Raw genomic sequence first — 18,341 nt, 5'->3', positions numbered from 1 at the left:
TCGGAAGAAGGACCACGCTGGCCGGACCCCGGACAAGGTGGGCGCGGGTGACGGGACCCACGCGCTCGTTATACACCCGCTGCGCTCGCGGCGGTAGTCAAACGAGAGAAGGGTCCCGGACCGTTGACCGGTCCGGGACCCTTCCCCTGATGTCGAAGCCGGCGCCGGGCCGGCCGCGGCTTAGTGGCGGTGGTTCAGCAGCGCCAGGTTCGCCTTCGCTGCGGTGATAGCGGCCTGCGCGGCGGCGTTGGCCTTCGCGGCTGCTGCCTGGGCTGCGGCGATGGAAGCCTTGGCCGAGTTGATGGCGGCGGTCAGCGCGTTCTGTGCGTCGGTCAGGGCGGCCTGGTCGGTAGCCAGCTGGGCCTTGGCGGCGTCCACAGCGGACTGGGCCTGAGCCTGGGTGGCGGTGTCAGCGGTCAGCTTGTCCTGCGCTGCGGTGAGGGTGGCCTGGTCAGTGGACAGGGTCGCCTGATCGGTGGCCAGCGTGGCCTGATCGGTGGCCAGCTTAGCGTTGGCGGCGTCCAGGTTCGCCTGGGCGGCGGACTGCTCGTCCGGGGTGGTGGCGGCGGCGAGCTGGGCCTGGGCGTCGGAGACTGCCTGGTTGTCGGCAGCCACGGCGGCCTGGTCGTTGGTGACCGCGGTCTGCGCGTTGGTCACAGCAGTCTGCGCATCGTTGACGGCGGTCTGGTCGGCCGCGACGGCAGCGGTAGCGGTGTCGAGCGCGGTCTGGGCAACGGCCACGACCGCGGTGTCAGTGTCCACCAGGGCCTGGGCGGCGTCGACCTTCTGCTGAGCAGCGGCGACGAGCTTCGCACCGGCTGCACGGGCAGCGGCGACCTGCTGGTTGCCGGCGGCCCGGACGCGGGCGGCGTTCACCTCGGCGGCGGACACGGCCTTTGCTGCTGCCTGCTTCGCGGCGGCGAGCTGCTTGGCGGTCACCGCGTGGGTGTTGGCGGTGTGGGAGTGGGAAGGGGCGGTGTGCCTGTGCACGGGGGCAGCTGCTTGGGCAGCGCCGGCACCGACGGTGGCCGCGGACGCGGCGATCGCGACGGCAGCGAGGATCTGGGAGGTTTTGCGCATGATGAAATTGACTCTCGGATAAGAGCGCCCGGCACCTGAGGGGTGTCCGGCGCCACCTGAATGCCCGGTGAGACCGGATGCCTTTTTGGCGGGGCAGTGCGGTGGCTCCGTCGCGGAAACCTTCGGACAGGGGAGAAACTGCCGCCGGTTACCGCTTGTTGAGACCAAGCCGAAGATTAGCTAACCAACACAGATTAGTCAAAACCGTGGAGGAAAGCCCCATCACGCTTTCTTCTCGCTCTCGTGTAAGGCTGCGTACGCGGCGCGCATGGCTGCCCGATAACCAGGGCTAGATCACGGCCCCGCGGTGGAAAGCAACGCCCCGGGGCGCGCGATGCGCCTCTCCTCGACGTTCACCGGCGGGTGCTACGGTGCTGGGAGTTTGCGCGGTGCATGCTTTTGCTCCGGCGCAAAGGTCTCATTTGTGTTAGGAAGCCATGTCTGCATCATTTTCCACCTGGGTCTCTCCGTTCCCGCTGACCGCTACTCGTCACGGCGGGACGCGGGGATGACAGGGGCTGAGGGTGAGCCCGGCGAGGGCAGCTTCCAGCGACTCGAAGGGTTCGCCGCAGGCACCGCGGGCGCTTTGATTGCGGAAGGCCGCCCGTACGATGTGCACCCGACCGCTCCTCCGGGAGTGTCCTCCCGTCACGGATTCCTCGGTCTTCGTCGGACCCGGACAAGGCAATTAAGGGATGCCTGGCGCCTGGACTCACTCCTCCTCTCGGAAACGAGCGTCAGTGCCAGCAAGGCTGGAGCGGAGGTGCTTGTCCATTATGAGCGTGCCGTTGACGAAGTGTGGCTCGGGGCCGACGGTGCGATGTTCATCGTCAGCTTCAGGTTTGAACGCAGCGACCCACCCGGCGAGCTTGCCTATTCCTGCCAAGCCCTGTCGAGGCTCACGGCCGCCCGGTACGACAGCCGTCCGGAATGGCGGCAGCGCCAGTTCGTGCGCGGCGGGGAGGTGGTGCGTGAGGGGTGGCTGGAAATGCTTGGTCGGCCCTGGTTCGCTGAACCGCTTGGCTCTGTGAGGACGATGTTGGAGGGCGTCATCCAGCGGCCGGTCGAATCCGGGCTGTTCGCCGGCTGTACGGCCTAGCGGGGGGCTCAGGCAGGCAATGCAGAGGCAAGGGATTGAGGGAATCCGTGCCTCGTCTTGGCGTGAAGTAAGTCCCAGTCCCTTTAACGGCGGGAACCCCGCGGCCTTGGGGGCGGCGCGGGGTTCCCGACGTGGACCTGGTCTCGATCCTAAGCGGCACCATGACATCTGTCAGGAGTCAGTCGTCGCGCCTTTGGCCGGCAGCGGGCCGAAGCCCGGTCTCAAGGGGCACCCCGCCCCGGCGACACACAGTCTCGCAGCCGATGCTTGAAGCTCGCTTTGAAAAGCAGCAAGAAAGCGTCAAGCTTCCGTGCGAGCCACCCTCTAAGGGGCGCGGGGCGACCGGGACAGTCTCGGGGGTTCCGGCCGCACCCGATTGGAGCGCGCAAACAGCCCTGTCTGAGGCCTCCCGTCGCAGCTGCCAGGGCCCCTGCTCTTTCGGAACAGGGGCCCTGGCAGCTTGAACGAAGTTCCTGCGGCTTAGCCGTCGGCGTCCGTGCCCGCGCGGGTCTTGGCGGGTGCCTTGGTGTTGCCGCCTGCGACTTCGGTGGGCGTGAGGATTTTGTCCTCACCGGGGTAGGGCCGGGAGTAGTTGTGGGCGGCGTACCAGTCAGCGTGGTTCAACTGGGCAGGGTTGGCGCGGTCCGGACCCTGCCAGTCCTGCTTGCTGGACCAGTCCTGCCACGCCTGCGCGGCGGGCTGCGCGGCGGCCGGGACTGCGGCCGCCGCCGTTCCGTTGAGCGTGTCGAGCGGAATCTGGTTGCGCACCGCCGTGTAAGGGGCCGCGTCGGCCTTATCAGTGAAAGCGTCGAACATCGGCTCGGCAGCCAGATCCATCTGGGTCATCGGGGGCAGTGCGAGGATCTGCTCGATAGTGCGCACGATGTTCAGCTGGGTGTAGTAGTCCTTTACGACGGCGCCCTTCTTCGCGTAGGGGCTCCACACCAAGGCCGGCTGACGGTGCCCGTCGACATGATCGACACCAGCCTGGCTGTCATCTTCCATCACGAACACAGCCGAGTCCTTGCCGTACTTCGAGTGCGAGATGCCGTCGATGATCCTGCCCACGGCAAGGTCATTGTCCGCGACCATCGCCGAAGGGGTCGGCTTGGACGGGTCCGTGCCTGCGGTGTGGTCAGTCGGAAGGGTGAGCAGGTTCAGCTCGGGGAGGTTGTTGTCCTTCTCCGCCTGCGTCAGGTCCTTCAGGAACGCGTCGGCACGGTACTGGTCCGGGACCTGAAGCTGGAAACCGGGGAACTGCGGGCGCAGGATCTTCGACAAGGAGGGTACGTCGGTGGAGGCGTGGTACTGGTCAGCCGGGATGGTGGCTGCCTGGCCCGCCTCCTGCGCCTTGGTGTTCTGGTACCACTGGGCCCACGAATGCGTGTCGTTGTTGCCGGCTGCGTCGGTCCACTTGTCGGTGTACTCACCCCAGTCTTTGGCGCTCACCCCGTGACGCGCGGCGTTATCCCAGAGGAAGCCGGTGGAGCCGTAGGCAAGGGCGTCGCCCCCGTTGTAGGGGTAGCTGCGGTCGTAGTTGCCGATCGAGCGGGTGAGATATTCGTCGACGGCGGCCTGGGTGAGCCATTGGTGACCGTCGGCGGACATGGTGCCGGAGGAGTAGATGTTATCCAGCAGAGGTCCGGCCGCGGAAGCCAGGGCGTGGGTGTTCGGAGTGGTCTTGCCGCCAAACTCGGCCAGAGCCGTATCCCCGTTGCCGCGGTTGTCGTCGCCGAGGATCTGGTCGTACGTGCGGTTTTCCTTCACGATCATGAACACATGCTTGATCGCCGAGGGATCACCGTCCCGTCGCGGGATCGCAACCGGTGCCTTGCCGCGGGACGGGTTCTTCTTCAGGTCCGCCAGCGCCTCGTCCCACTGGTTGTTCTGCCACACCCGCTTGGTGAGCTCAGGCAGCTGCTCCGGCTTCGGGGCAGGCACGGTGCTCACCAGGCCGAGGTCGGAGTAGACGGTGCGGCCACCGTTAGCGGCCGGGGCGCCGAGGGACCCGACGCCCTTCTGGGCGGCGACCACGAGCTGGCCGAGCGGCTTGTCGAACTGAACGGTTCCGGGGTACCAGCCGGTGGGTACCAGGCCCTGGAAGGTGGCCGGCGTCTGCTGGTTCTTGAACTCGTAGATGGCCACCGCGTTCGCTTGGCCGAGGCTGACGGCCAGATGCGTGTCATCGATCATGGTCAGTGAGTTCGGCGAGCTGCCGACCGGCGCACCGGGCAGCGGGTTCACGTTGATGGTTTGCCCGATCTTGCCGGCCCTGGCGTCGATGACCGAGACCGTGTCCGAGTTGGAGTTGGCGACGAACACATTGTCGCCGTGGACCAGCAGCGCCGAGGGAGCCAGGCCGGTCTCGTAACTGCGAACGAGGGCGCCTGTGGCGGGATCGACCTCGGAGACGGTGCCGGTAGACGGTGAACCGTTGGCATCGTTGGTGACGATGTGCGTCCCGTAGGAGTCGTTGGTCCTGTCTCCCGGCTGGGCAGGGCGTCCGCCCTGGTTGGCGATGAAGGCGTGGCCGTCGTTGACCACCACGTCGCGGGGCGCGTTGCCGACCGGGATCTGCCGGATGACGGCGCCCGTGTCCGCGCTCAGCACGGCGAGCATATTCGTGCCGTTGAGGGTGGCAAGGATCTGCTTCCCGCCCGGGGCGAAGACCAGGGCCGCCGGGATGGGGTCCTTTCCGTTCGCGCCGGGGAGTGGTACGGCTACCGGGTTGGACAGGCTGCCGTCGGAGCCGACGTCGAACTTCACCAGGCCTTTAGTGTGCGCGGCCCAGAGCGTCTTACCGTCGGGGGAGTAGAGCACTCCGCCGTAGGAGGTGGAGCCGCTGTCCGCGGCCGCCGGCGGTGAGAGCTGCTGCAGGACCTTGTGGTTGACCAGGTCCGTCACGGTGAACTGGCCTTTGCCGTCCCACGTCTGGCTGACTGCCGTCCTGCCGTCCGGGGAGACGCTCATCGCCAGGGGCCGGCCGGTCTGTTCGATGCTCGTTCCTGCTGGCGTGATTTTCTGGTTTGTTGCGGTCAGCACCGAGCCGTCCGTCTGGCGCCCGATCAGTGCGTCACCCCAGCCGTTCTCCACGGCGGCGTAGGCGGTGCCTCCGACGAGCACGACAGCAAGGGTGGCTGCGGGCACGGCGACCCTTTTGCCGAATCGCTTCTTGTCAAGCTTCTTGCCCATAACTGGATGTCTCCTTGAGTGGCCGCCACGCCTTCATCCACCTCTGGATAGGGCGCGGCAGCGTAGGTGAAGTGCCCGGATCACAGCCAGCCCGGCTCCCCCGGCAGAACCTTTTGTCAGGCGATTACACTCTCTGCTTCCGCCCCCAACGAGGGGTAAGCGGAACGTGAACAGACCTCGACAGATGCGGGGCCATCCCCTGAACCCGCACCGGTCACGGGGCGCCACGCGCTGCTCGGGCCGCCGGTTCAAGGAGGTCCGGGTTCCGGAGCGCGGCAATAGTAAGTAGACTGATCAAAAGTCAGTCCAGATGTGAAGGGGGTTGAGCGGCCGTGACGTCGAATCCGGATCCACTGAACGAAAAGATCACCGGTCTGGAGCCGGGTGGCGGCGTGCCGCCGGGTGAAACGCCGCCGGCCGAGGATCAGATGAGCGGGTCCATCGGGCATGAGGCGGAAAGGCGCGGCCCGCGGATTTCGCCTTGGGTATGGATTGCCGTGATCCTGGTCGTAGTGGCTCTCGTCGTGGTCCTGTTCCTCGTCTACGCCGGCCAGCTGGCGACAGGCAAGGCAGGCGCTGCTCCTGCAGACCCTGCCATCAGTCTTCGCGCTGCAGGTCAATTGCTGAGGATGCCAGCCTGAGCAGCTGAACTGCCGGCTGCATAGACTGGGGTCTTTCGGCTAATGCGCTACTGTCGGTCCATGCAACGCGAACGCAGGAGGCCGTCGATTCGTCCGGGAACATTCCTCGTCGCCGCCGGCGGGATACTCATACTGCTCACACTCCTTGCCACTCTCGGCGCCGGGGCTACGGGCCTTCCGCAGGACAGTACCCTCACTGCCGCAGGCCTCGTGCTCGGGGTCCTGCTGGTCATCTGGGGCTACGTGAAGATGCGTCGCGGCCGCCGCTAGGATTGCGGGGCGGCAAAAGAGGATGACCCTCCTCGAACCTAAGCATGCTTAGTTTTTCTGATTTTTCCATTACACTGGCGGCAGGGATTATGCCCGCTGTTCCGGAAAACCGGGACGGAAGCAAGCAGAAAGAGCAGAAAAAACATGAACTCCCTCCTCTGGATCATCCTGGCCATCGCCATTGTGTTCTTCATCATCGGTGGACTGGTCAAGGCTGTTGGATTTCTCCTGTGGATCGCACCCATCCTGCTTGTTGTCGCCATCGTGATGTTCTTCCTTAACCGCAGCCGCCGGGCCTAAGCCTGCCGCGACTTGAAGGGAGGGCACGGAGAATTCTCCGTGCCCTCCCTTTCATATCGGTCCTTAGGTGCCCGGCTCAGCTCTTGAACTGGTAAAGATCGCTTCCCGAGGTCGTGGCCCCCTGGAGTCCGTATTGGGCGGGCGGGACCAGCACGAAGTGCTTCGCGATCCAGGCCCGGATGGCCGCTGCATCCGGATACGCGGCGCCACGCGTGAAGCCGCTTCGTTGCGGCATGCCTCCGCCGTCCGCGGAAGATGCGCCCTGTAGGGGAGACGAGAGCAGGACGTATTTCAGCTGGCCGGAGGACGCCATCGATACGAACTTCTCGAGACTCAGCGAAGGTGCGGTTCCACTGAAGCCGCCAAAGGGCAGGACGTTCGCGCCGGACCCCATAATGAACCTCGACGCCGTGTTCCAGCTGTCAGTAGCGAAAGCGGGCTCTCCGGCCCCGACACGCGCCTGCGTGAAGCGCAGCAGGGCCTGGTCGGCAGCGGACAGACTCGCTGACGCGGTCTGGAAGCCGCCGGGCATTCCGCCGGCGCGGCGTCCCGGCAGTGCCTGTGAGGCAGAGAGCCCAGCCGGTGCACGGCCAATCCGGCCGAAGGCCGCATCCCGTTCTCCGGAGCCGGAGCGGCCGCCCGCGAAGGCCATGCCGAAACCGGCCCCGCCACTTGCCCGGGGCCCTGCATAGGCGTCCATGGCGCTCCCTGCGTACCCGGGCACGAGGACCGAGGCGGACCAGAACGCTGGTCCGAGCAGGAGAGCGGTCGCCGCGAGAGCGGCCACGGCAGGCATGGGCAGCGCCGCCGGGCGCCGTCCGACGGCGGCCAGGCTGAGACCCGCGGCGGAGAGGAGGCCTGCGGCCGCGATTGAAATCGGCAGCAACGGCTCCAGTAAGCCGGTTGCCGCGGCAACGAAGACGGCCCAGCCGGCCTCGACGGCGATCAGGGCCGGCAATAGGAACTTGGAGTGGCGCGAAGCGCCGGAGCGGTACTCGTTGACGGCGAGGTGGAGGCCAATGGCGCTCAGCGCCGCCAAGGGAAACGCGAGGATCGCGAGATAGGCGGTGTGGGGGATGCGCATGGCGCTCATCACCAACGCCGAAACCCCGAGCCACAGGGTGCTCACCCAAACCCCCGCGTGGAGGTTGCGGTCCAACGGGTTCCGCTTCGACCTTCGGAAGCCGAGCACCACGCCAGCCACGGCCAGGGGGTACAGCCAGCCGATCTGGCTCAGGTAGGTGGCGGACACGAGTTTGAACGGCGACGCAGCGGCACCGCCCGCCCCGAAGGCCGCCCCCTGGGCTCCGGCCCTGGCTGCTCCTTCGGTGCGGCCGCCGAACCCGGCATTGGCCCCCACCGGCTCCGCGCCCGGCGCCCCGGCACGGACCTGCGCGGCCATGTCCTTCACCGCGCCGGGCACGACGTCGGGAATGAACCGGTTGAAGCCGTTGTAGCCGAACACCATGGAATACATATTGTTGTTGGTGCTGCCGTCGACGTAGGGCCGGCTCTCCGCGGGAACGAGCTGTATTGCTGTCATCCAGGAAAGGGACACCGCCAGCGTGACCGCGCCGAATACCAGGACATGCCGCACGCGCTTGGCGACCGGGTGCGGAGCTGCCAGCAGGTACGCGACCCCGAGGGCCGGCACGACGAGCCACGCCTCCATCATCTTCGCCTGAAAACCGAGCCCGACCCACACAGCCGCCAACAGCAGCCACCGCAACCTGCCGGACCGGATGCTGTCCTGCCACGACATGACCGCCAGCACGCAGAACATGATCAGCATGCCGTCTTCCATCGAATGCCCGAACATTGACACCAGAAGCGGCGTAACCGAGAGAGCAGCGGCGGCGACCAGGCCCCCGACTGCACCGGTCCATTGCCGCACCGCCCGGTAACCGGCCAGCACGGTGATCATGCCTTCAATGACCTGGGGGAGTGTCACGGACACCTGGCTGAAACCGAAAAGGCGCGCCGACAGGGCCTGCGGAATGACGAAACCGGCGAGCTTGTCCAGCGTGATCGAAGCGCCCGGGTCGAAGGCACCGAAAAAGAACGCTCTCCAGCTCTCGGACATGCTCTTGGCTGCGGTCGCATAGAAGCTTGAAAGGCCACTGTCCCCGAGGTTCCACGCGTAAAGAGCACCCGCGAGGACCACCAGGCCAGCCAGCACCGGCCGGTGCCAAACGGGCAGACGCCTTGTCGCCGTGCCCTTGGTCAGCCCGTCATCGAGCACCGCTGTGTCCGTCATCCTCTACCTCCGACAACGAAACATAGGGCGCCAAGCTCAACGTTGACTGAAAAAGCCCGGGGAGGAGGCAGTGCGGCGTGCGAGGTCGCGCGCCATGCGGCAGACGGGGGCTGCCCTAGTCCCACATAGCGACAAGCCACAGCAGGCCGAGCGCCGTGAGGGCCGTTCCCCAGGTCCCGGGAAGCATATCGCCCGATGGCTGGGTGAGCAGGAGGCAGGCGACCCCGATGACGGCAATCAGGATTGCGGCGAGCCGGCGGACGGCGCGGATCACTGTGGTCCCCGCGGGGCAGGGCCGCCGCCGGCAACCGAGGTCAAGACGATGCTGGGCATGGCGGAAATTATCGCATCTCCAACACTGAGCCGCCTCGATGAAGCCCGCGCTGTGTCATTTTTTCGTCCCGCCAGTGCTTTTGGTGTGGGCACAGCCGTTCCATGGTCGTAGGATGGGCGCCAACCCTGCTTCCCGGTCCGGAAGCAGCGGGCCTCACGGGACAGCGCGAGGCAGGTGAGTCATCACCGGGCGCTGTGCGCCTGGTCGGTCTGTGGGGGGACAAATGAGCAGTACGCCGTCTGACGTGCCGGAAACCGGCGACCAGAACCAGTCTGATGGGCAGAAGGAGCAGGCGCGGGAAGCTCCGAAGCCGGCTGTCCCCCCCCGTGTTCAACCGGAAGCACTGGCCCTACTTATAGCGGCTTCTGTCCGGATCCCGTCCCGAGCAGAGCGCGGGCGTCCCGCTGGGCCTGCGCTTCGCGCTCGCCGAGGACCGTGCCCGGGGTATAACCGTGGGCGGCGATGATTGCCCGCAGCTCGGCCGGGGACCTTGCAGCGCCCGTGCCAATATGCGCCATGGCATGGCAGTTGGGACACAGCGGGACCAGGTCGGTGAGGGGGTCCAGCTGGTAGTTCCCGCCGAGCTCCGCCACGGGCACGATGTGGTGGACCTGCATGAAGTCGCGGCCGATGTCCCCGTACACCGTTTCGAAGCTGATCCCGCACCCTTGGCAGGCGGTGCCGAAGTGCGCGAGGCAGGCGCGCCGGGCCTCGGCGTCGCGTTCGTAGCGGTTGACCTCGACCCGGCGGAGCGCGCTGGCCGGGCAGCTCCCCGGAACCGGGACGGTTGGATCCTCCGCGGCCGCCACGGTGTGGCTTGCCCAGAGCCGCCGCAACTGCCTCTCCTCCGCCGGATTCAGCGAGTGGGCAGGGGCGCGGAGGCCTTCGAAGTCGAAGCCCGGCATCTGGGCTGCGAGCACTTCGAGGGAGACCGGCTCGTCAAGCGGCAGCAAAACGTCGACGTCGACCGCGCCGCAGCCTCCGTCGCCGCGTCCGTTCTGCGCCGGCTCAGGCTCAGCCACCACGGCGTGCCCGACGAGGCCCTGGTTTCCCGGACCCCGGAGAAGAAGCCAAGCTTCGGTGCCGGCGGCATCCCGGTGCGGCCCGAGATCCCACGGCTGCCGGTGCCTTCCCGAGGCGGAAATCGACGCCGCTGCGTCGTCGTAGGTCCGCCCGCTGCGCCGGTCGAGGTCCCACAGGAGGATGATTGCGGCCATGCCCCATGATGGCACTCATGGTGCCGGCCCGAAAGCAAGCCCCCAGGGGCCCTGTTCCGGCGAGAAAGCGCCTTGTTACGCTCCCGTCACGACGACTAGGGGAGGACCTGATGCTGGAGAGACTGTGGGGCCGACGGCGGGGCACGCCGCCAGCAACTCCCGGCGCCGCCCGGCCGGACATCAGCGATCCGGCGTACAAGGAGATGGCGCTGCAACTGACCTCGACCGCCGAGAACTCCACCCCCGACTGGACCGCTGCGTACGGCTACATCGAGGACATCGACGACGGCCGCGGCTATACCGGCGGACTGGTGGGCTGGTGCAGCGGGACCGGCGACATGCTGGAGCTGGTGCAGGCCTACACCGCGGCCGCCCCGGAGAACCCCCTGGCGCCGTACCTGCAGCCGCTCCGGCAGATCATGGAGGCGCCGTACAGGCGCCGACCGGCGGAAAGCCACCGCCTGCTGGACCCCTCGTTCGTACCCGCCTGGAAGACAGCGGCAGGCGACCCGGCGTTCCAGCGGGCCCAGCAGGAGGAGCGGGACCGCGTCTACTGGGGGCCTGCCTTGGCCGAGGCCCGCCGCGATGGTGTGGGCCCCTTGGGCCTGGCAATCTACTATGACGTCTCGGTGAACCACGGCCCTGGCGACGACGACGAATCGTTCGGCGGCATTCTTTCCGCGGCACGCCGGTCGCACCGCACGCCGGCCCAGGGTGGGGAGGAGGCAGCTTACCTCGTCGCCGTCATCAACGCCCGGGTGGCGGTGCTGAAATCCTGGGGCGACTATCAGCGGAAGGGCCGGCAGGGCATCCATCAAGAGCTGCTGGAGGCGGGCAACCTGGGCCTCGTGCCCCCTTACACCTGGTCGGTCTACGGAGATGAATTCACGATGGCGTCCTTTCCGGCCCCACGCTAGGAGCCGACAGGCTTCGCGGCGCGTCCGATGACGCCTTCCGCGCCGCGGCGGTCAGGTCAGGTACAACGGACCTTGAACGTGACACGACAGGGAAGGCGAGACCATGACAGCACCTGTGGAGCAGGAAGACCGAGGCGTGGAACCCGCCGGAGTGCCGTTTGCGCTCGCGGCCGGTTTCCTGGCATTGGTGCATGCCGCCACGGGCGCCGTCCTGCTGACCTTCGCCGTCGCATTGTTCAGCCCGCACGGCGTCCTCGAATACATCGTCGCGGCGTGCCTGGGCGCCGTGGCAGCGGCTTTCTTCTCGATCCGGGATTCGCGTCGCCGGGCGTTGACTTGAGCGAAAATTGAGCCAGCTCCCGGCTGTCTCCCAGAAAGTTCGTGCACGATTAATCGACCTGCCGCCCGTCCCACGGATTGCGGCGGACCCGTGATTGAACCCGCTGCCGGTGCTGCCCGTGCGCGTCGAGCTGCAGGAAGGCGATGTGGAGCAACTCCTCGCGCTGAACATTGTTCACAAGTCGATCTTGTACGCGTTCTACGCCGGCAGCCTCTTTGCCATTGCCTTTCTGGTGCTTCGCACGAAGCTGATCCCCCAACCGGTGCTGGCTGCAATGCCGTGGAGCGCGCGCATTGCTCCCGAGCGCTTCTCCCGCAGGGCGTGGATCATCATGGCTGGCTCGGCTCTTGCGACGGGAGCGGTGATCGGTGGGGTCACACTCTTTGTCTGCGAAGTCGTCCTCGATGTCTTCGGGGAACGGCTCGACGTTGACACACGGGCGTGGGCAATCGCCGCCTTCTCCGGCGTCTGCCTGGCGATCGTCAACCTCTGGCGCGCGTCGTGGCTCCGACGGATCGCCGCCGTCCTGTCGGCAGTGCTGTTCCTTGCCACCGCAGCGCTGGGTATCAATGCCGGCTACGGGCTCAATACGACGCTTGGTGAACTGCTCGACATCAGCAATTACCGCCATCTGACACTACCGAAGCTGATACCGAAAGGAGTGCGTCGGGACAGCGAAGCCTTGTGGAAGACCTGGCGCGCGCCCGCCGGCATGAGGTCGCAGGGTGACAGCGGCCTGGTGACCATCCCGGCGTCCGCCTCAGGGTTCAAGGCCCGGGACGCGTTTCTGTACCTGCCGCCGGCGGCGCTCGTGGCTGAGCCGCCCAACCTGCCGGTCCTCATTATGATGATGGGGCAGCCAGGGGGTCCCCAGCAGGCGAAGCTTGCCGTTCCACAGCTGGACGCCTACGCCCAGGCGCACCATGGCCTGGCACCAATCGTCCTCACCGTGGACCAGCTGGGGGACCCCTACAAGAATCCGCTCTGCATCGATTCGGCCCGCGGCCGGGTTTACACCTATGTGACAAGCGACGTCGTGAACTTCGTCCGCAGCCGCCTCAACGTCTCGTCCGACCGCAAGCAGTGGGCGGTCGGCGGATACTCGAACGGGGGCGAATGCTCGCTGGCGTTCGGTGCGAAACGCCCGGACCTGTTTGGGTCGATCCTGGATATGTCCGGCGAAATCGAACCGCGCGACGGCAGTGTGGTTAACACGCTCCGGGCCGGGTTCGGCGGGAACCAACGGAAGTTTGACGCTGAGAAGCCCGCGAACATCCTCCGCAAGCATCACTATCGTGACGAAGTCGCGGTGTTTACCAGCGGCGGCCTCGACAAGTACTACACCAAGGACGCCAACACGGCTGCCGCTGACGCTCGCGCGGTCGGGATGACCGTGTACCGCATGATCGGTGCGGGCGTGGACCACCGAAGCTCCGCCATCGTCTTCGGGGCCCAGGTCGGGCTGCCTCTCTTGGGTGACCGGTTCGGTCTTTCGCCCGTCGGGGGTCCGGGCTCACCGGGCCCCTTGATCCGAAAGCCCGTCTGACGGCGTTGTCCGGGGTCAAAGGTCGAATTTATGTCTGCCCGATACCCCTGGGGGTATAATCGTTGGTAGCTGAGCGAGAGGGGAGGCATCTGGTTGCCTCGCCGTTCCTTCAGTGGTTTAGGAAAGGCATAACAGGTGCTTGGTGGCAAAGGCCGGCCGCTTCGTGCGGAGGCAGGGCAGGGCGCCCGGTTGTCCGGTGCGCCGCAGGGGCCGAGCCGCCGGGCAGTCATCGGGGCGGCGCTGTCCGCACTGGCCCTCGCGGGCTGCTCCGCACCGGCGTCGTCGCCCCGCCCGGTGACCGCCCTTCCCCCGGACCTTCCCGGCCCTGCCATCGCGGTCAGGGCCAGCTCCGTTCCGTTCAGCTACCAGGCTGAGAACGCGTTGCCCGGCACCTCGCGCGCCCAAATGCCCGGGGGCTGGACCTCCAGCGCCCGCCTCGAGGGGTTCCTCGGCCAGCACGCATCAACGGCTGCCCGGCGCTCTGTCCAGCTTTACATCAACTCGACGTACGAGACGGTGAGAATCTACGCCTACCGAATCGGCGACTACGCCGGCATCGGGCAGCGGCTGGTGTGGAAATCGCCACTCGTGCGGGTGCAGCGCCAGCCCGGGGCCGTCGTCGACGAGGCAACCCGGATGGTCTCCTGCCCGTGGCGTCCGACCACCACGATAGACACCTCCGGATGGCCTGAGGGCTTTTACTACCTTGTCCTGACGGCTGGCCAACGGCATGCCCATATGATCCCGTTGGTGGTTGAATCAGCGTCCTTGGCGGGCAGGACCGTGCTCGTCTTCAACGACCTCACCATGCAGGCATACAACAGGTGGGGCGGGGCGTCGCTCTACCGCGGGCCGGACAATACTGCAGGGAGTCGTTCCTACAAAGTCTCGTTCGACCGCCCATACGCCTTGAGCGCGGAATTCGAGCAGCACAGCGTGCCGATGGTCCGGGCAGCGGAAAGCATCCCCGGCCGCGGTGTTGCCCTCGGGTATACGACAGAGGCTCGTCTGGCCAGCCGTCCGGAGATGCTCCGCAATGCCCGGACGGTAGCCTTCGGGAGCCATTCGGAATACTGGTCCCTGCAACTTCGCCGGGGAGTGGAAAGGGCACGTGACCGCGGCACCAACGTCGTCTTTTTCGGAGCCAACAATGTTTACTGGCGGGCCCGCACCGAGCGCAGTGCGCTAGGCGACGACCGGGTGCTGGTGTGCTACCGGGACGAAGCGCTCGACCCCCTGCGCTTCACGCACCCCGAGGAGGTGACCACACGGTGGCGGGACGGTCCGCGACCGGACCCGGAAAGCCTGCTCACGGGCGCTGCATACGGCGACCTCCGGGCACAGGGGCTGTTCACCGTCTCGGACCCGTCCTTCCTGGGCTTCACCGGGACCGGAGTCCGCCGCGGCGACACCTTCCCGGGGCTGACGGGCGGCGAGACAGACACGGTGTACCGCGCAGGAGCGCGCCCCGGGATGAGCTACCCGCCTGGCCTGCGCATCGTGGCGCGTTCACCGGAGGAGGGTGGCAACACCCGGCACGGGATAGCCACGACGACGGTCTACACGGCTCCGTCGGGAGCGCAGGTCGTGAACATGGCCTCGCTTGACTGGCTGCCCGCACAAATTGACCCGTCGGTGCCCCTCCGCTCACGCGAGTTCGCCCGCAGGGTGACCCAGAACGTGCTGCGGGAACTGGCCGCGCGCCCGGCCGCGGTGCGCGTGGCCTGAGTGTGAGCCTGCGCGGGTTCAGAAGTTGAATCCGGCCACCGGCCCGGCGTCCTCGGCGGGCGAGTCCTCGCGCTTGACCGGAACCGTGCGCCGTCCCTCGCGGGCCTCCTCCGGTACCGGGATGCGCACCTCAAGCACGCCGTCACGGTAGGTGGCCTGGATACTGTCGGCACTGACGCCTTCCGGCAACGCGAAGCTGCGGTTGAAGGAGCCGTACCGGAACTCGGACCGGTAGCTGCGCCAGCGCCGGCGCTCGGCCCGTTCGGTCCGCCGGCCCGCAACGGTGAGCACGCCGTCGTCCACGGTGATGTCGATGTCGTTGTCGGGGTCGACGCCGGGGAGTTCGGCCCGCACGACGAGGTCACTCCCGTCCTGGTACTGCTCGACCCGCAGCCAGCTGCCTCCCTCCATGAGGCGGCGGACCGCCACGGGGAAATCTGCGGCACCGGGAATGATGTTGCTCATGGTGGCTCCTCGTCCGGGGATGATGCGGGCAAACTACGCCCCTCGCAGCACCCGGCACAGGGCCATTGGTCAGCGGTCCGGCAAAAGCCCCGAGAGAAGTCGGTGCGCCGCCTCGTCGGGCCGCTCCCGCCAGGTCGTGAAGCGCGCTTGGAACTGGTCAGGGGTCATCAGGAGCCCCGGACCCGGCGCGGGAATGCCGTTCTCAACCTGCTGCACCCGGTACAGCCCGCGCAATGGCACCGTGAGGATGCCGCCGTCGTCTGCGCGCATCCGGATATTGCCGTCCTCGTCGGGGGTCACACCGTCGTCCAAGTGGTACCAAAGAAGGTCTTCGCCGTTATCCAGCACCGTCACCCGGTACTCGACTGGGCGGCAGGCCATGAATGTGCCGGGGAGAGTTGTCATGAGATTCAGGTGCGGCGGCGTGGCCGCTGTCCTTCCCGTCGTCGTGCGCCCCGAGAGGCCGGTGCAACTGGGTAATCGCCGGGGAGGGCCGGAAAGTTACGCTCACGCGCGGACTGTTTCGGGCCGGATGCGGAAATGACGCGGTCTCCCGTTCATGACGCGCCGGAAAGCGTGTCACAGACGGGAGACCGCGTCATTTCCGCCGCAGGTTCAGGAGTCCGAGCGGCGGCTGCTCGGATCCCAGCTGGCCGGATCGAGCCTGCCTCCGTACATGGGCAGCTCCAGCGGTCTGTCATCCTCGCGGAACTGCGACCACATCCGGTTCAGGGCCGCCGTCCCGAAACGGCGCACCCGCTCGACGTGCCCGAGGTCGAGCACGTCCGTTAGGACCGCAGCGTTCTCGCTCGTCGCCTCGACCCTGACTGTGCCCTCCGGATCGACGAGCAGGCTTTTGCCCTGACCGACCGGCCCGGCACAGTTGACGCTGAGCACGAACGTCTGGTTCACGATGGCGTTGGCCCTGGCCAGCACGAGCTCCTGCCGTCGGTCGACGGTGGTCGTCTTGACGAGGTTGAGGATGACGTCGGCGCCCATCCAGGCCAGCTGCCGGCTGTGCTCCGGGAACCAGGCGTCGTAGCAGATCGAAAGGCCGAAGCGTCCGGCGCCCTCGATGTCGAAGGTGACGAAGCGGTCCCCGGGCACGTACGGCTCGAACGGGCGCCACGGGAAAATCTTCCGGTAGCTCGCCACCAGCTCCCCTGCGGGGGAGAGGGCGAGCGCGGTGTTGAACAGCTCGCCGGACTCCGAGCGCTCGCAAATGCTCCCGGGAACCAGCCAGACACCAAGATCCCCGGCAAGCTGCTTCAGTTCCTGCACGAGCGGCCCGTCGATGGGCTGTGCCGCATCGTGCAGCGCCGCCGTCCGTTCCCTGGCGGGCAGCTCGTCCCCGAACAGGTGCAGCTCGGGGTAGACGACCAGCCGGGTCTCGGGGTGGTCGTCGAGCAGCTCCGCCACCTCGGTGGCAAACCCGTCCAGGGGTTCGCCCATGAGCCTGGGTGCGGACTGCATGGCCGCTACCGGAAGGGCGCCCTTCACAGCGCGCCCTTCCGCGGAGCCAGCCGGCCCTTAGGCGTGCGCTTCATCGAGGTGCATCTCCGGCGGAGCCTTGCGGAAGCCGCGGGTCAGGAAGGCCAGGTAGAGGACGCCAAGCACCAGCCAGGCCACGCCGAGCATGACAGCGTTGCTGTCGAGGCTGACCAGCAGGTACCCGCAGACGAGGGCGCCGAGGGCCGGCAGCACGACGTAGCCCAGCAGGGGAAGGCGTTCGCCTGCCCTGCGCTGGCGCAGGAAGTGAGCAATGGTTGAGACGTTCACCATGGTGAAGGCGATGAAGGCGCCGAAGTTGATGAACGATGTCGACGTGCTCACGTCCAGGAACAAGGCGATCAGGCCGACGGCGGCGGTGAGCAGGATGTTCAGCGCGGGAGTGCGGTACTTTTCGTGGACGAAGCCGAAGAACCGCCGCGGCAGCACGCCGTCGCGGCCCATGGCGTAGAGGAGGCGTGCGGCGCTGGACTGCGCGGCGATGCCGGAGGCGAACTGGGTCACGACCAGCCCCGCCAGGAAGACGGCGCTGAAGAGGCTGCCGCCGATCTGGCCCGCGATTTCAAAGGCGGCCGAGTCCGGATCGTTGAAGGTGCTGCCCGGGTGCACCAGCTGCGTGACGTAGCTGATGACCACGAAGACCGCGCCGCCGATGAGGGCGACCAGCATGATCGCCTTCGGCAGGGTGCGGCTGGGGTTCTTCGTCTCCTCCGCCAGAGTGGTGACGGCATCGAAGCCCAGGAAGGAGTAGGCGGCGATGGCCGCTCCGGCGGAAATGAGGCTGAGGTTGGTGGCCGGGTTGGCAAACGGGGTGACGGAGAAGAGCCCGCCTCCGCCCTGCCGGGAGAGGATGGAGCCGATGGACAGCGCCACGAAGATGACGATGACGAGGACCTGGAAGGCCATCAGCAGCAAGGTGGCGCGCTCGGCGACGACGATGCCCAGCACGTTCAGGACGGTGGTTGCGACGATGAATCCGAGGATCCACACCCAGATGGGAACGGAGGGGAACTGCGCCTGCAGGAAGGAGGCGCCGATCAGCCAGATGACCATGGGCAGGAAGAAGTAGTCGAGCATCGATGCCCAGCCGACCAGGAAACCGGCACGCGAGTCGATGGTGCGGCGCACGTAGGTGTAGGCGGAGCCGGAGACCGGGAAGGCCTTGGCCATTCGGCCGTAGCTCTGCGCCGTGAACAGCATGGCCACCAAGGCCAGCAGGTAGGCCGCGGGGACGGCGCCCCCGCTGGCCACGGCGATAATGCCGAAGGTGCCGAGCACGATGAGGGGAGCCATGTAGGCGACACCGAAGAGCACGACCGAGCCGAGGCCCAGCGTGCGGTTCAGGGTGGCGTCGTCAGCCTGCGAGCGGGTGGCAGACGCGACGGAGGGTTGTCCGATCATTGAAGAGTCCTTCTATTGCGTGGATTCGGATGCCTGCTCACCGTC

The 18,341-nt window shown here is 67.0% G+C and carries 17 protein-coding genes; 8 read left to right on the top strand and 9 right to left on the bottom strand.

The features are described 5' to 3' along the window. Positions 1–180: 180 nt before the first annotated feature. Positions 181–1,080 (bottom strand): hypothetical protein, encoded by a 900-nt coding sequence (locus KIH31_RS17475; protein ID WP_214428427.1) that lies wholly within the window; start codon positions 1,078–1,080, stop codon positions 181–183. Positions 1,081–1,843: 763 nt separating this feature from the next. On the opposite strand from KIH31_RS17475, the gene KIH31_RS17470 reads away from it, so the two are divergent. Next, positions 1,844–2,179, top strand: coding sequence for a hypothetical protein (locus KIH31_RS17470; RefSeq protein ID WP_214428426.1), 336 nt, complete (start codon positions 1,844–1,846; stop codon positions 2,177–2,179). A gap of 480 nt (positions 2,180–2,659) precedes the next feature. On the opposite strand, the gene KIH31_RS17465 is transcribed toward KIH31_RS17470, so the two are convergent. After that, the gene (locus tag KIH31_RS17465) at positions 2,660–5,371 is read right to left on the bottom strand and encodes a bifunctional YncE family protein/alkaline phosphatase family protein (RefSeq protein ID WP_214428425.1); all 2,712 of its coding nucleotides are present in this window, start codon (positions 5,369–5,371) and stop codon (positions 2,660–2,662) included. 332 nt (positions 5,372–5,703) lie between these two features. On the opposite strand from KIH31_RS17465, the gene KIH31_RS18255 reads away from it, so the two are divergent. The 3 genes from KIH31_RS18255 to KIH31_RS17450 all read left to right on the top strand — a co-directional run bounded on the left by KIH31_RS18255 (position 5,704) and on the right by KIH31_RS17450 (position 6,582). After that, a complete protein-coding gene (locus KIH31_RS18255) occupies positions 5,704–6,012 on the top strand; it encodes a DUF6480 family protein (protein WP_214428441.1) in 309 nt (102 codons plus the stop codon). Positions 6,013–6,072: 60 nt separating this feature from the next. Then, complete coding sequence (locus tag KIH31_RS17455) at positions 6,073–6,282, top strand: hypothetical protein (RefSeq protein ID WP_214428424.1); 210 nt, start codon at positions 6,073–6,075, stop codon at positions 6,280–6,282. Between the two features lie 144 nt (positions 6,283–6,426). Beyond that, positions 6,427–6,582: a hypothetical protein gene (locus tag KIH31_RS17450; RefSeq protein ID WP_214428423.1), complete on the top strand. Its 156-nt coding sequence runs from the start codon at positions 6,427–6,429 to the stop codon at positions 6,580–6,582. 76 nt (positions 6,583–6,658) lie between these two features. Here KIH31_RS17450 and KIH31_RS17445 read toward each other — a convergent pair whose 3' ends face one another. From KIH31_RS17445 to KIH31_RS17435, 3 genes are all read right to left on the bottom strand, one after another. Beyond that, positions 6,659–8,839 (bottom strand): glycosyltransferase family 39 protein, encoded by a 2,181-nt coding sequence (locus KIH31_RS17445; RefSeq protein WP_214428422.1) that lies wholly within the window; start codon positions 8,837–8,839, stop codon positions 6,659–6,661. Positions 8,840–8,954: 115 nt separating this feature from the next. After that, the gene (locus KIH31_RS17440; protein WP_214428421.1) at positions 8,955–9,113 is read right to left on the bottom strand and encodes a hypothetical protein; all 159 of its coding nucleotides are present in this window, start codon (positions 9,111–9,113) and stop codon (positions 8,955–8,957) included. Between the two features lie 413 nt (positions 9,114–9,526). Further along, positions 9,527–10,390: an HNH endonuclease gene (locus KIH31_RS17435; protein ID WP_214428420.1), complete on the bottom strand. Its 864-nt coding sequence runs from the start codon at positions 10,388–10,390 to the stop codon at positions 9,527–9,529. 110 nt (positions 10,391–10,500) lie between these two features. Here KIH31_RS17435 and KIH31_RS17430 point away from each other — a divergent pair, with 110 nt between their 5' ends. From KIH31_RS17430 to KIH31_RS17415, 4 genes are all read left to right on the top strand, one after another. Next, positions 10,501–11,307: a chitosanase gene (locus tag KIH31_RS17430; protein WP_214428419.1), complete on the top strand. Its 807-nt coding sequence runs from the start codon at positions 10,501–10,503 to the stop codon at positions 11,305–11,307. A gap of 103 nt (positions 11,308–11,410) precedes the next feature. After that, the gene (locus tag KIH31_RS17425; protein WP_214428418.1) at positions 11,411–11,647 is read left to right on the top strand and encodes a hypothetical protein; all 237 of its coding nucleotides are present in this window, start codon (positions 11,411–11,413) and stop codon (positions 11,645–11,647) included. Between the two features lie 94 nt (positions 11,648–11,741). Continuing rightward, the gene (locus KIH31_RS17420) at positions 11,742–13,193 is read left to right on the top strand and encodes an alpha/beta hydrolase-fold protein (RefSeq protein ID WP_214428417.1); all 1,452 of its coding nucleotides are present in this window, start codon (positions 11,742–11,744) and stop codon (positions 13,191–13,193) included. Positions 13,194–13,328: 135 nt separating this feature from the next. Then, positions 13,329–14,921 carry a N,N-dimethylformamidase beta subunit family domain-containing protein gene (locus KIH31_RS17415; RefSeq protein ID WP_214428416.1) on the top strand — a complete coding sequence of 531 codons (1,593 nt, stop codon included), beginning with the start codon at positions 13,329–13,331 and terminating at the stop codon, positions 14,919–14,921. Positions 14,922–14,939: 18 nt separating this feature from the next. Here KIH31_RS17415 and KIH31_RS17410 read toward each other — a convergent pair whose 3' ends face one another. From KIH31_RS17410 to KIH31_RS17395, 4 genes are all read right to left on the bottom strand, one after another. Further along, a complete protein-coding gene (locus KIH31_RS17410; RefSeq protein WP_214428415.1) occupies positions 14,940–15,386 on the bottom strand; it encodes an Hsp20/alpha crystallin family protein in 447 nt (148 codons plus the stop codon). A 69-nt stretch (positions 15,387–15,455) separates the two neighbouring features. Beyond that, entirely contained in the window at positions 15,456–15,791 is a 336-nt protein-coding gene (locus tag KIH31_RS17405) for a hypothetical protein (RefSeq protein WP_214428414.1), read from the bottom strand. Between the two features lie 210 nt (positions 15,792–16,001). Beyond that, on the bottom strand, positions 16,002–16,886 hold the full coding sequence (locus tag KIH31_RS17400) for a carbon-nitrogen hydrolase family protein (protein ID WP_214428413.1): 885 nt from the start codon (positions 16,884–16,886) through the stop codon (positions 16,002–16,004). Between the two features lie 30 nt (positions 16,887–16,916). After that, positions 16,917–18,296, bottom strand: coding sequence for an APC family permease (locus KIH31_RS17395; protein WP_214428412.1), 1,380 nt, complete (start codon positions 18,294–18,296; stop codon positions 16,917–16,919). Positions 18,297–18,341 lie beyond the last annotated feature (45 nt).

The organism is Paenarthrobacter sp. DKR-5, assembly GCF_018531425.1.
Lineage (GTDB): Bacteria > Actinomycetota > Actinomycetes > Actinomycetales > Micrococcaceae > DKR-5.
The sequence above is the reverse complement of the archived record's forward strand: the minus strand, read 5'-3'. Positions and strand labels throughout refer to the sequence as shown.